Genomic DNA, 13,672 nt, shown 5'->3' on the forward strand with positions numbered 1-13,672 from the left:
AATTTCTAAGCCACAACCCAAAAGACAAACTGATTTCTACGTAATCATGTAGTATTTGGCTTATGTGCTTCAAAGGAGAAAAATTTATGGCTAAAAAAACTGATGCTTGCAATAATAATTGCAGAAGTTCCTCGAGCTACGAAAGCCAATGAAGGAGTGTGTGATGTAAATAACTCCGTCAGTTTCAGTGTCATAAAGTTTGTCATGTACCAGTTTGCAACAAATACGATTCCTGCAACCATCAAAAAACGGCTAAGTTGAGTGCGTGTCCTGAGTTGTGATTCTCCAAAAACAATCTTTTTAGAGAGCCAAAAATTGGTGAGTAACCCAACCGTAAAACTTATGGTTATAGAAAAAAGGTGTGGTCCAATGGCGAAACCGGCTAAGTGGACAATTTTTTTTTCAAAAACACCATAAAAAAGCCATGCATATATGCTGGCATCCACCAAAGTAGCGGTACTTGCAGAAACCAGATAGCGAAACATAGGCTGTTTCCACGCTCCTATCAGTAGTTTTTTCAGCATACAATATTTACTTTCAGATAATTAAGTACCGTTTTTTGGATAGCTTCATAACCATAACCACATTCAGCATATAACTGAGGTTGAGTCCCGTGCTCAACAACTCTATCGGGAACTCCCAAACGTTTGATAGGTAAGAAGTAGTTGTGTTCTGAGAACCATTCTAATATGGCACTACCTGCGCCTCCCATCAAACAGCCATCTTCTACTGTGATAACAAATTGATAATTAGACGCTACTTCGTGCAATAAGGCTTCGTCAAGGGGTTTTATGAAACGTAAATCATAAATAGCGGGAGTAATTCCTTGCTGCATTAAATTTTTTCGGGCAGTGATGGCTTCTTCGGCCATTGTTCCGATTGTTAGAATAGCGATATTTTGTCCGTCGCATATTTTCTCACCAGTTCCAATTGTTATTTCTTGAAATGGCGTTTTCCAGCCAATCATCGTGCCTTCGCCTCTGGGGTATCTAATGGTGAATGGGCCTTTTGTTTTGGATAGCGAAGCGGTGTACATCAGATTTCTGAGCTGCTGTTCATTTCTGGGGGCGGAAACGACAATGTTAGGAATACAACGCATATAGGCTAAGTCGTATGCACCGTGATGTGTAGCTCCGTCAGCACCGACTAAGCCTCCTCTGTCTAAACAAAATACTACCGGTAATTCTTGAATAGCAACATCATGAATAACTTGATCATAAGCACGTTGCATAAATGACGAGTAAATATTGCAAAATGGTACTAACCCTTGGGTAGCTAAGCCGGCTGAAAAAGTAACGGCATGCTGCTCTGCTATCCCCACGTCAAAGGTTCTTTGCGGCATCTTTTCCATCATTAGATTTAGGCTACAGCCGGAAGGCATCGCCGGAGTTATGCCCATGATTTTATCATTTTGCTCGGCTAACTCTACAATTGTATATCCAAAAACATCTTGAAACTTTGGTGGGCTTGGAATATTAGTAGGTACAGAAAAGGATTTTCCGGTAATTTTGTCAAAGTTAAAACTCGGTGCGTGCCATTTGGTTTGGTCAGCTTCGGCAGGGGCAAAACCTTTACCCTTAACGGTAACACAATGAAGCAACTTAGGGCCTTGAATCTTTTTTAAATCCTGCAATACATGAGCTAAGTGGGTAACATCATGGCCATCAATAGGTCCAAAGTAACGGAACTTTAAGGCTTCAAACAGCATTCCCGGTTTAGATAAGTTTGCCGTTAATAAGTCTTCTAACTTACTGGCTACAAATCGGGCTTTAGAGCTTAATCTGTCAATTTTTCCAAGTAATTTCCATGCTTCGTCACGGATGTAATTGTATGTTCTTGATGTAGTTATGTCTGTTAGATAGTCTTTTAGTGCTCCCACATTAGGGTCAATAGACATACAGTTATCGTTTAAGATGACTAAGATATTGGAGTTTTCTACTCCGGCGTGGTTTAGGGCTTCAAAGGCTAGTCCGGCTGTCATGGCTCCGTCACCGATTACCGCAATATGCTGTCGGGTGTGATTTCCGGCATATTGAGCCGCAACAGCCATCCCTAATACTGCTGAAATTGATGTTGAAGAATGCCCTACACCAAAGGCATCATAAATGGATTCCGAACGCTTAGGAAAGCCAGAAATACCTTGATATAAACGATTTGTATGAAATTTTTCTCTTCTTCCGGTGATGATTTTGTGCCCATACGCTTGGTGGCCAACATCCCAAACAACTAAGTCTTCGGGTGTGTTAAACACATAATGAAGAGCCGTTGTTAGCTCCACAACCCCCAAACTCGCTGCAAAATGCCCCCCATGAATAGAGCAGTGTTCTATAATATAGTTTCTCAATTCTTGGGAAAATTCAAATAATTTTCCTTCCGGTAATTGTCTTAAATCTTCAGGGTAAATAACCTTGGCTAATAAATCGCCCACAGAAATTGCTTCTTTTCCAACAGGATTAGTGTTCATCTAAACAAAACTAAGGTAGGAGCAAAATTTTTTGCTCAAAATTTTGCAAATGTACGTTTTTTGGGCTTACAAATGATAATTGAACCCTTTGATTAAAGGTTATCGTGTAATCCAGCTTAGCATAACAGCCTTTGCAAGAAAGCTACGCTTAGCTATGTTTCTGATTGATAGCTTCTTTTTTTAGTTTAAATAAATTTTCATCTATCAAAACAGGATATTTTTGTGGGTTTTCTATTTTAAATAATGCTGGATCAAATTTAGAGCGAAGCTCAAAATGATTTTTACGGATTTCTCGAAGGGTAAGTTCTGGGTAAATTCTTTTTCCTGACTGCATTACCGGAACCAGCAAGTTTTGTGCATTGCTTGGAATGGTTTCTAAAAACGCTCCTGTTTCTGGGTGCACAAGTTGCTTATTTGACTCCGTAAAAGTATCTTGAATAAAATCAAACTGATTAAGATTATTGTTGCTAACTCGGAATACCGATAAATTTCCCGGTGTAGAAATCTTGATAACGTCTTCGGAAAGTTTAACGCGATAATGCCATTTTTCGTTTTGGTAAATTGCCGCTAATTTGTAAACGCCTCCTAAAGCCGGTTGGCCGTTGGCAGTTATGAGGTTAGTACCAACGCCCCAGACACCGATGGGGGCACCGTTTTTCTTTAGTGTAGCGATACTTTGCTCGTCTAAATCATTGGTAGCAACAACCTGGGTTTGGTGAAATCCGGCTTCATCTAACAATTTTCTGGCTAATTTACTGAGTAGTAATAAGTCTCCGGAGTCTAAGCGAATTGCATAAAAGGGAAAACCTGCTTGCTGTAGCTGTTTACCAACGGTAATTGCATTTAAGATGCCTTGCTCTGTGCTGTAAGTATCTACTAAGAAAGTGCAGTTATTGGGGAGGGCTTCAGCATAGGCACGAAATGCTGATAGTTCGTCAGGGAAGGTCATTACCCAGCTGTGAGCATGTGTGCCACGAACCGGAATTCCAAATAATTTACCGGCTAAGACATTGGAGGTTGCGTGGCAGCCGCCAATATAAGCGGCTCTGGTGGCACTTATCCCCCCGTCAAGTCCCTGTGCGCGTCTTAGCCCAAACTCTAATACCGGATCTCCACCAGTAACGGTAATAATTCGGCTCGCCTTTGTGGCAATTAAAGTCTGAAAATTGATAATGGTAAGTAATGCTGTTTCTACTAATTGACATTGATACAATGGCCCGGTAATCTTCATCAAAGGTTGATTGGGAAAAACAATTTCGCCTTCCGGAATAGCCTCAATATCAAGTTCTAACTCAAAGGTTCTTAAAAAATCCAAAAACTCCTTACTGAATAACGGTTTATCATCATAGCCTGTAAGTGTTGAAAGAAATTCCAAATCACTTTCGGAAGGCCGGTAGTCTTTTAAAAACTGTAATGCTGTTTCTAACCCGGCACAAACCGCATACGCACCGTTAAAGGGGGGCTTGCGGAAATACAAGTTAAAAATAGCCCGTTGCTGGTGTATCCCATTTTTCCAATATCCATAAATCATGGAAATCTGATATAAGTCCGTTAGTAAAAACTTATCTGTTAGCACCATATTCAGGAAAATAAACTGTTGTTAAATAAAAAAAGCACTCTATAAGGAGTGCTTTGGTGGGAATTGAGGGATTCGAACCCCCGACCCTCTGCTTGTAAGGCAGATGCTCTGAACCAACTGAGCTAAATTCCCTAAAAACGAAGCGCAAAATTACAATAACTAAGATTAAGCGCAACTACTTTTTTACAAAAAAATAGTAATCATTTGATAATTAGCAAGAAAAATATTATTGATAGTTAGTTTAAAAGAAAATTTAACCGTACAACAGTTGTTTATTGGAGGCATTTAAAGGTAGAAAGTTATTAACACAGCAAGTATTACCTACAAATAGCCACGTTTTAGAAGTCAGAATAAGTTTAATCTAAAAAAGTTATTTGGAAATACAAAAAAAGGTTGTAGCTTTGCAGCCGGATCTTGGTTTAACGTGCTAAATAGAACTTTTGTTAAAATATCATTTGGTTTGTAGAAAAAGGGGGGGTGGAAACTTCCCTTTTCTATTTAAAAAAAGGTCTCAAAAGATTAACTATGAAGAATCTGATTTCTTCTACATTACGGGAAAGTATTGAGTTGATAGTTCAAACAGAGCTGCCAGAGGGTTTTTTAGTGGATATTTTGCTATCCCGCGGGCCACAATCTCTGTTAGAAATACTTGTAGATACCGAACAAGGAGTTTGTTTGGAAGATTGTGTCCGTATAAGTAGAGCACTAAACCCGATATTAGAGCAGGATTTAACATTAGACTTTCCCTATAATTTAATTGTATCTTCTCCCGGCTTAGATAGACCCCTGAGCCACGAAAGACAATTTAAGCGCTATACAGATAAGTTAGTGGAAGTCAAGTATATAGACGGTAACAAAAATACCGGGATATTGCGAAAAATGACCCCCGAATCTTATTACATATCACTGACACCCCCTAAAAGTAATAAAAAAAACATCAATCCGATAGATACGGTAATTCCCAAAGAGCAAGTATCTGGAATTTATCCCGGAATATCTTTTAAAGAAAACTATGATAGAAAAACAAATGATTAACCCAATTCAATTTGGAAAAAGATGAAAAAGAGTGCGGCTAACCCTAAGAGTGCAAAAATGGCGGCGCAACTTACCCCCAAAGATGAGCGCAATGAGCTAATGGACTCTATGCGTGAATTTGCTATGTCCAAACAAATTTCTAATGAGGACTTTATGCAAATTATGGAAGAAGTTTTTCGGTTTATGGTTAAGAAAAAATATGGTACTGACGAAAACTTTCAATTTATCGTAAACCCTGATAAAGGCGACATACAGGCTTTTCGAGAGCGCGAAATCGTAGAAGACGGCGAAGTAGAAGACGGCTCACTGCAAATCGCAATCTCTGACGCTCTAAAAGTGGACTCAGATTATACCACAGGCGAATTTTTTCCCGAAGAAATAGACCTAAGAGAACTGGGCAGGCGGCTTGTACTCACCGCAAAACAAACCCTCAACACCAAAATTAAAGACCTTGAACGAGCCCAAATCCTAAAACAATATAAAGATTTAGAGGGAACAATTGTAAATGGCGAAGTGTATCAAGTTTGGCGTAATGAAATGCTCGTTTTACACGATAATAACGAACTAATTTTACCCAAAACCGAACAAATCCCCAAAGACCACTTCAAAAAAGGCGATATGATTAAAGCCGTAATTAAAGAAGTGGTACTCAAGCAAAATGCCAATACGCCCAGAATTATCATTTCCCGAACAGACCCGTTGTTTTTAGAACGTTTATTTGAAGAAGAAGTTCCTGAAATAGCAGACGGCTTAATTACGGTCAAAAAAGTTGTTCGAGACCCCGGAGAACGCGCCAAAGTAGCCGTAGAAAGTTATGACGACCGCATAGACCCCGTAGGCGCTTGCGTAGGCGTAAAAGGATCCCGTATCCACGGAATTATTAAAGAACTGCGCGGAGAAAATATTGACGTTATCAACTATTCATCAAACCCTGCAATATTTATTTCCCGAGCACTTGCCCCAGCTAAAATATCTACTATAAAAGTAGATGAAAAGAAAAAACGCGCAAACGTCTATATGCAGTCTGACCAAATTTCAATGGCAATCGGAAAAGGCGGCCAAAATATTAAATTAGCAATTGCACTAACAGCCTATGAAATAGACGTTTATAGCGAAGTTGATCCCAATGAGGAGGACGTTGATTTAGATGAATTCAGAGACGAAATTGATGACTGGATTATTGACAGCCTACGCGAAATCGGCCTCGATTCTGCCAAATCAGTCTTAAAACTCACCATAGATGAACTCGCCCACAGAACAGACTTAGACCGCGAAACCTTACATGACGTTTTCGCAATATTAAAATCAGAATTTGAAAATTAACTTTAATAGTAACTCCCCGAACCGACTATATGTCCGAAGAAAACAAAACTAAAACGATATTACGACTTAGCAGCATTGCAAAAGAGTTGAACATCAGCACTACAACTGCTTGTGAAGAATTGGGAAAAGCCGGCTTCTCAGTAGAAAATACTATTCATCAGAAACTTACCCAAGAAATGTATGAAGTGCTACTAAAGCGGTTCGGGGAAACCAAAACCAATACAGACAAAATAACCAAAACCAAAAAAGATACACCGATAATAATCCCGAAGCCAATACTATTACCCTTTGGAAATGAGGATATTGGAGAAAATGAGCTAATCTCCCCACAAGAATTAAAGGCTTCTATGCAAAAAAAAGTAGAAGCCCTAAAAACAATGGATGCCCTAACCGAAAATGTGCCGGCTAAAATTGAAACTGTTATCCCCCCAACAATAGAGGAAAACACCCCAATAAAACAAGATACAGAAACCGTAAAACTATCTGAACAAACAACAGACAGCCATATAGAAATAACGGACAGCTACATAAAAACAAAAGAAGAAGTAACCGAAATAAAAGAAGAAGTAAAAGAAACACCAATACTTTCTCAAGAGAATATAACACCTTCGGATACACTCTCTACTTCAAATGCAGTAGATGAGAAAAACGCAACAAACACCGACACACCCAATAAGGTTGGGCTAACTATTGTAGGAAAAATTGACTTAGAAGCTCGAAAGGAAAGTACAAAAGATAAAAAAAGTAAACCTAAAAAACAACCTAAGATAGAAACACCATCCCTTTTTGACCAATCTCAAAAATCCCAAGAAGTTATAGATGAAACTCTTACTAAAGAACCTCTTGTAGATGACCCTACATTAGAAATCCAACAACCGCACTTCGAGGAAGTATCCATAGAAAACATAACGACTACACAACCTACTACCCCCGAACCCTTAACCATAGAAACGGATAACCAACATTCTTTGGAAAAAAATAAAGAAGAAACCCCTGAAACCAAGCACGAAGAGATAGTTTTGCCTGAAACAATAATAACCCAAGATATTGAGAAAGAGCATTATCTGGAAACTTCTGCTGAAGACAACTCTATCTCCGCTAAAACTGAACCCGAAATAGTTGATATAGAAACCAATACCAATCTTCCGGAAAGCAAGACAGAACCAGACACTGAAACCGAAATCCAAACTATCCGCGCAAAAGACCATACTCCCAAATTGGAAGGTTTAACTATCATCGGAAAAATAGACCTTAAAGACCCTAAGGCGAAAAAATCAGAACGCGAAAAAACAAAACTTGCTGAATCCAAAGAAAAACTCAGACAAGCCAAAGAAGAAAAAACAACCAAAGAAACCAAAGCATCCCTCGAAGCCGATAAAAAGAAACGAAAACGTAGGCTATCTACCAACACACCCCCATCTCAACAAAAAAATACAGGAACACAGAACCCCCAATTTAACAGACAAAATCGCGATAATAATAACAACAACCGAAATAAAGGCCAAACAAATCAGCCTAATAATCAAGGTAATCGAACTAACACCAATAATAATAATAATAATAATAATAATAATAATTCCCGCCCGAACACACAAGCACCTAATAATAACTTTTTTGGGAACTTTAGACCCAGAAGAGGAAAAAAACCCATCAAAAAAGATAAACGCAAAAATCTGCAAGAACAAAATCTACAACTGGAATCAAACAATATCTTAGAAGTAACAGAATATCTATCTGCCAATGAATTGGCTAATTTGATGGAAGTATCTGTGAATGAAGTTATTGCAAAATGTTTACAATTAGGATTGTTTGTGTCTATCAATCAGCGTATTAATGCAGATGTTATCCAATTGGTTGCAGAAGAATTTGGATACGAAGTTCGATTTATTACCTTAGAAGAATCTGAAGAGCAAGAAGAGGAAGAAACAGATCAAGAATTGTTGGAGCCCAGACCCCCAATCGTTACCGTTATGGGGCACGTTGACCACGGTAAAACTTCTTTATTAGACTACATCAGAAAAACAAATGTTATTGCCGGAGAGTCAGGCGGAATTACCCAACATATTGGAGCTTACGAAGTTGAGTTAGAAAACAATCGAAGAATTACCTTTTTGGATACGCCTGGCCACGAAGCATTTACTGCTATGCGCGCACGAGGTGCCCAAATAACAGATATTGCTATCATCGTGATTGCCGCAGACGACCAAATTATGCCCCAAACCCGTGAAGCTATTAACCACGCACAAGCAGCCGGAGTACCTATGGTATTTGCTATCAACAAAATAGACAAAGACGGAGCTAACCCCGAAAAAATTAAAGAACAACTTGCGGGAATGAACCTTCTGGTAGAAGACTGGGGCGGAAAATACCAATCCCAAGAAATATCCGCCAAAGCCGGAATAAATATCAATCTACTTCTTGAAAAAGTATTACTCGAAGCTGACCTCCTCAACCTAAAAGCTAATCCAGATAGGTTAGCAAAAGGAACCGTTATAGAATCCCAATTAGATAAAGGAAAAGGTATCGTTACAACCGTTTTGGTACAAACCGGAACATTATCTATTGGAGATGTCATCGTAGCTGGATCTTACTTTGGGAAAGTAAAAGCATTGATGAATGAGCGTGGTGTTAGGGTCAAAACCGCCGGCCCTTCAACGCCGGTTCAAATACTTGGCTTAAACGGGTCATCAAGCGCGGGTGATAAAATTCAGGTCTATGAATCTGAAAGAGAAGCCCGCGAAATAGCTACCCGCCGCCAACAACTGCTGCGTGAACAAAATATCCGCCAGCAAAAACACATTACATTAGAAGAAATTGCCAGACGTAAAGCCATAGGCACTTTCCGTGAACTGAATATCATTGTTAAAGGCGATGTGGACGGATCCGTAGAGGCTCTCTCTGACTCCCTATTAAAATTAACGACAGGTGAAGTATCCGTAAACATTGTCCACAAAGGCGTAGGACAAATCTCCGAATCTGATGTGATGCTCGCTACCGCCTCTGATGCTATTATCATCGGATTCAACGTTAGACCAAGCCAAGGAGCCAGAAAAGTAGCTGAAACAGAGCAAATTGACATCCGGATTTACTCCATCATCTATGCTGCCATAGATGAAGTTAAAGATGCTCTTGAAGGTATGCTCGCCCCAAGTATCGAAGAAGAAATACTTGGCGTAGTTGAAATCAGAGAGGTATTCAAAATATCCAAAATTGGAACTATCGCCGGATGTATGGTTACAGAAGGAAAGATATCCAGACAAAACCAAATTCGATTAATCCGTGAAGGAGTAGTTATCTACAGCTCTCGTTTAGCCTCCCTAAAACGATTCAAAGATGATGTTAAAGAAGTTTCCGCCGGGTTTGACTGCGGCCTATCCGTTGAAAACTTCAATGATATAAAAATTGGAGATATAATTGAGTCTTACGCTACAAAAGAAGTTAAACGAAAACTTATCTAATTTATGACTTTTTTGATTGACGTTCTCATTTTGCCACACCAGCAACTACTTGACCCTCAGGGAAAAGCTACTCTACATGGGCTAAAACAACTTGGTTTGCAGGCAGTAACAGATGTAAGAGTTGGTAAAAGAATACAACTTTCGGTGCAATCTGAAACTGCCGAAGAGGCACTTAGTTTTGCAACGCAAGCTGCCCAAAAACTATTAGCAAATCCAATAACGGAAACTTTTGAAATACAACTTGTTTCTTAAAAAGTGATTAGTCTTAGGGAATATATTTTTTGAATTATAACTAAATAGCTAAAATATAAGGGCTGACTAAATAAAATAGTCAGCCCTTATATTATTGGTTAAACTTGTAAAACTATTCTTGTGGTTGCGGGTTAGGCGCACCGGCATTGGGGCGAAACGGGTTTTCGATAATATTACACTTTAAGATTAAGGTTACCGCAGGGTTTGTCGGGTCATTAGAAAGAACTGTAATCGTTTTCATCTGCGGGCCAACCCTTCCCGTTGAGTTAAAAGAAGCTTTAATAGTAGAATTTTGGCCGGGCTTTACAATTTTATCTTCGGGAGCAGAGGCCGTACAACCGCAGGACGGCTTGGCACTTTCTATGATTAAGTCAGATTTTCCGGTATTGGTAAAAGTATAAGTATAATTTAAAATTTCTCCCTGAATAACATCTCCTCCGTTAAATTCTTTTTTTGAAAATGTAATCGCAGGTGCTATCGCTTTTTCAGCTTCGGTGTATGCTCGCTCATAAGATGCTTCAATTGTAAAAGTCTTCTTAGCATTTGTTTTTTCAGTAGTGTAATAAGTTACTGCATCTCGAATAACCGTAGCAGTCTTATCTACTTTCTGACCTAACAATTCTATGGTTACAGTTGCTTTTTCACCGGGCTTAAGTGTTTGGGCAGAAATAGTAAAGTTTACATAATCTTTTTTATCAACTTGATTGGTAAAGTTAATTGTTTGTTTACCAATATTTTGAACCGTAAAAGAAAGTTCTTTCCCTTCTGTGGTTCGTAAGATTCCAAAGTTTTCATGTGTTTTTTCGATAGCTAAGAACCCGATTGTATCACTATAAGTTACGTTTGGTGGATTACTGGTTGGGGTGTCGTGGTGGTCATGTGCGGTGTGGTCGTGGGTGTCATTTGCATGGTCGTTAGTGGCAGTTGTTTTTTCTTTGGGGATAACGTTCCCTTTAATGGTTAAAATTATCGGGGACTGTGTGGTGTCATAGATAACGGTAACTGTTTTGGTAAACTCTCCTGGGCGGCCTAATGAGTTGTAATTCACTTCGATTTTGCTTTTGGAACCGGGTAAAATGGGGTCTTTTTCCCATTGTGGAGTTGTGCAGCCACACGAAGCTCTCACAGATTTTAGAGTAACCGGCTCTTTACCAATATTTGTAAATACAAAGCTGTATTTGGCAATATCACCTTCTTGAATTTTGCCAAATTCGTGGCTTGTTTCCCGAAAGTTTATTTTTTTCTGGGCAACCTTTTCTTGGGCTAATAAGAAATTCATCTGTAGGCCGAAGCCTATCAGTATTAGTGAAAATATTTTGCGTAACATTTTTTTGGTTTCCGCAAATTTACGAAATAATCAGAAATGCAATAAAAAACAAATTTTGGTTACAAACCTAACCACCAAACCAATTTGGCCGTTAAAGTTCGTTGTTTGGGAAGCCAACTGATAGAGTAGGTGTCTGAATAAACGATAAACAGGTCAGACATGGGCAAAAATCGCCATTGAAATCTAACATTGGTATTAAAATAGTCGTTTTGGGAATTTCGTTGTGCAAAAACAGTCAGGAAGAATTTTCGGTTAAAGGTAAACTCCGTCCTGATCCCCAATAGCGTTATCTGCTCTGAATAGCCACTGGGGAAGCGAAAGTAGTTAAGCTCAATTTGTGGCGTAATATTAAAGTATGGTTGAACCCTCACGCTGCCATAAAGGGCAATTCGATATTGCCGAGAAGCAAAAAAATCACCCGCTGAAATCTCTATATTGTAGCTACCCACCTTTCTTGGATTAGAAGTATATGAAACCGAATAACTATTATAGTTATACCAACCGGGCCTTAGTTCACCTTCTTTGGATGCTGAAAAATAGGTTAAAAAGTACAGGTTTGTATATTGATAATTTGCGTTAAAGTTTAGGCTTGCCGAATTTTGAAAGTTGATAGATAATTGCGGATTGAACCACGCATCGTTTACAGAAATGGTGGAGTCGTAGTATATGTCTGCATAGATACCGTAAGCTATTGAATTAATATATTTTGATTTTGGATAGCTAAAGTAATGAAATTCAGGCTCTAATCTCCAGTAAGTAAATCTATGTAGGATTCCTGTTTGGGCTTCGTAGTTAAAGATTCGCGGCGTAAAGCCTGTTTGGGCATCGTAATTTTTATTTACATATTCATGATTCCACATCACAAAGAGTTTTTTATCTGAATACATCAAGAAAGAAGCATGGGCGAAAGCATCTTTGGGTTGGTTAGATGAAAAAGAATGATGGAAAAAGCCTTTTCCGCGCCATCTATTGTTTTTGCTAAGCAAGTTAAAGTCTATTCCGGCTACTCTGTTAAATAGTTGTGGTTGTTTTAGGTTTTGGCGGTTTACGAATACTGCGCCGAAGTTAGAAGCCCCCCAAATACGCCGTTGAACTGCCGTAATGGTGAAGTTTTCCAATAAATCTTCCTCAAAGTCTTTGGTCAAAATTGTCATAAGGCCTGTACGCCAATTCTGATTTATTTTTCCGGTAAGCCTAGCTCCTGCTATGATTGGGATGAGCCGTCCATCTTTTAAGCCGATTTTTCGGGAAAAAAAAGGACGGATTTTACTGAACCCAAACTGGGCAAAAATATCGCTGTTTTCCAAAAAGAAGGTTCTCTTTTCCGGAAAAAAGAGACTAAACCGCGTTAAGTTAATCTGTTGCTGATCTACATCAACTTGGGAAAAATCAGGGTTAATTGTTAAGTCTAAATTCAAGGAGGGTGTAACTCCATATTTTGAGTCTAAACCGGCTGATATTTTACTATTGACTGGGTTTGAAGGAACTTGATTCATAGAGGAGGCTAAATATGGAATTAACGATAGGTTTCTGCCGGGTTTGGGCAGGGAGTCTTTCCAAATTAGTTTCCCGGTATAGATTAATGAAGTTGTGTTGAAGTTTCTGGGTATGTGTGTCCATACGGATATTTCGTTTCGTTTAAGGTCTTGTCTGGCGAAGTTTATCCCCCAGGTAGTTATATCCGTACGGTAACGTAGGGTTTTGAAGGGTATCGCGATTTCAACAGACCAAAAGTTTGTGTCTCTGTGGGTTTCTGCATACCATTTATTGTCCCATTCTACTTGTCTGCTCCAGTTTCCGCCATTAATCAGTAGAGCTTCTCGCTGAGACCCCATAGGAGTTACAGCAAAAGAAAACCCATTTGTTTGGTCTTTAAAGGGATCTAAAAATACTTCAAAGAAATCGTTATTATCTCCGAAATCTCTTCTAAGGCTTTGAACAACAAATTGTTTTTGAATACTTTCTCGGCAAATGGCAGCTATGTATAGATTTTTTTCATCAAATAATACCTTAACTGTAGTTTGGCTAAGGGCGTATGAGGTATCGTAGGGAAATATTTGCCAGAATGGAGTGATTGTGGAGTCCGTATTTTGCCAACAAGGTTCGTTTAGTTTTCCATCTAAAACAACTACTTCGGTTGTTTTTTGAACCAAAAGCTGCAGTTCATTTTGTGGATATAGGTACAAAGGCCACCAAAATGCCCATAAGAGTATTTTGTAGAGAGTTCTAACCAT

The 13,672-nt window shown here is 38.9% G+C and carries 9 protein-coding genes and 1 tRNA gene; 4 read left to right on the top strand and 6 right to left on the bottom strand.

Annotation, left to right across the window (positions count from 1 at the left end):
- Positions 1-44: 44 nt before the first annotated feature.
- The 4 genes from LC115_10835 to LC115_10850 form a co-directional block, all read right to left on the bottom strand.
- On the bottom strand, positions 45-524 hold the full coding sequence (locus tag LC115_10835) for a GtrA family protein (GenBank protein MCZ2357159.1): 480 nt from the start codon (positions 522-524) through the stop codon (positions 45-47).
- A complete protein-coding gene (gene dxs / locus LC115_10840; GenBank protein MCZ2357160.1) occupies positions 518-2,464 on the bottom strand; it encodes a 1-deoxy-D-xylulose-5-phosphate synthase in 1,947 nt (648 codons plus the stop codon). The genes LC115_10835 and dxs overlap by 7 nt, the downstream gene beginning before the upstream one ends.
- Positions 2,465-2,612: 148 nt before the next feature.
- A complete protein-coding gene (locus LC115_10845; GenBank protein MCZ2357161.1) occupies positions 2,613-4,043 on the bottom strand; it encodes a nicotinate phosphoribosyltransferase in 1,431 nt (476 codons plus the stop codon).
- A gap of 54 nt (positions 4,044-4,097) precedes the next feature.
- A tRNA-Val gene (locus tag LC115_10850) sits at positions 4,098-4,175 on the bottom strand.
- Positions 4,176-4,568: 393 nt separating this feature from the next.
- Between LC115_10850 and LC115_10855 the strand changes: the two genes are divergently transcribed.
- The 4 genes from LC115_10855 to purS all read left to right on the top strand — a co-directional run bounded on the left by LC115_10855 (position 4,569) and on the right by purS (position 10,111).
- Entirely contained in the window at positions 4,569-5,078 is a 510-nt protein-coding gene (locus LC115_10855; GenBank protein ID MCZ2357162.1) for a hypothetical protein, read from the top strand.
- A 99-nt stretch (positions 5,079-5,177) separates the two neighbouring features.
- The gene (gene nusA / locus LC115_10860; protein MCZ2357163.1) at positions 5,178-6,401 is read left to right on the top strand and encodes a transcription termination factor NusA; all 1,224 of its coding nucleotides are present in this window, start codon (positions 5,178-5,180) and stop codon (positions 6,399-6,401) included.
- A gap of 29 nt (positions 6,402-6,430) precedes the next feature.
- Positions 6,431-9,859, top strand: a complete 3,429-nt coding sequence (infB, locus tag LC115_10865; protein MCZ2357164.1) for a translation initiation factor IF-2 — start codon at positions 6,431-6,433, stop codon at positions 9,857-9,859.
- Positions 9,860-9,862: 3 nt separating this feature from the next.
- The gene (purS, locus tag LC115_10870; protein ID MCZ2357165.1) at positions 9,863-10,111 is read left to right on the top strand and encodes a phosphoribosylformylglycinamidine synthase subunit PurS; all 249 of its coding nucleotides are present in this window, start codon (positions 9,863-9,865) and stop codon (positions 10,109-10,111) included.
- Positions 10,112-10,223: 112 nt separating this feature from the next.
- Here purS and LC115_10875 read toward each other — a convergent pair whose 3' ends face one another.
- Both LC115_10875 and LC115_10880 read right to left on the bottom strand, forming a co-directional pair.
- Positions 10,224-11,438, bottom strand: coding sequence for a DUF1573 domain-containing protein (locus tag LC115_10875; GenBank protein MCZ2357166.1), 1,215 nt, complete (start codon positions 11,436-11,438; stop codon positions 10,224-10,226).
- Positions 11,439-11,497: 59 nt separating this feature from the next.
- Complete coding sequence (locus LC115_10880) at positions 11,498-13,672, bottom strand: carbohydrate binding family 9 domain-containing protein (protein ID MCZ2357167.1); 2,175 nt, start codon at positions 13,670-13,672, stop codon at positions 11,498-11,500.

The sequence above is a fragment of the Bacteroidia bacterium genome, assembly GCA_026932145.1.
Classification (GTDB): domain Bacteria; phylum Bacteroidota; class Bacteroidia; order J057; family JAIXKT01; genus JAIXKT01.

What these genes read in the sequence shown, in the direction of transcription:
- dxs (MCZ2357160.1), bottom strand. Translation starts at nt 2,464, where the DNA reads ATGAACACTAATCCTGTTGGAAAAGAAGCAATTTCTGTGGGCGATTTA.
- LC115_10880 (MCZ2357167.1), bottom strand. Translation starts at nt 13,672, where the DNA reads ATGGTTAGAACTCTCTACAAAATACTCTTATGGGCATTTTGGTGGCCT.
- LC115_10855 (MCZ2357162.1), top strand. Translation starts at nt 4,569, where the DNA reads ATGAAGAATCTGATTTCTTCTACATTACGGGAAAGTATTGAGTTGATA.
- infB (MCZ2357164.1), top strand. Translation starts at nt 6,431, where the DNA reads ATGTCCGAAGAAAACAAAACTAAAACGATATTACGACTTAGCAGCATT.
- nusA (MCZ2357163.1), top strand. Translation starts at nt 5,178, where the DNA reads ATGGACTCTATGCGTGAATTTGCTATGTCCAAACAAATTTCTAATGAG.
- purS (MCZ2357165.1), top strand. Translation starts at nt 9,863, where the DNA reads ATGACTTTTTTGATTGACGTTCTCATTTTGCCACACCAGCAACTACTT.
- LC115_10875 (MCZ2357166.1), bottom strand. Translation starts at nt 11,438, where the DNA reads ATGTTACGCAAAATATTTTCACTAATACTGATAGGCTTCGGCCTACAG.
- LC115_10845 (MCZ2357161.1), bottom strand. Translation starts at nt 4,043, where the DNA reads ATGGTGCTAACAGATAAGTTTTTACTAACGGACTTATATCAGATTTCC.
- LC115_10835 (MCZ2357159.1), bottom strand. Translation starts at nt 524, where the DNA reads ATGCTGAAAAAACTACTGATAGGAGCGTGGAAACAGCCTATGTTTCGC.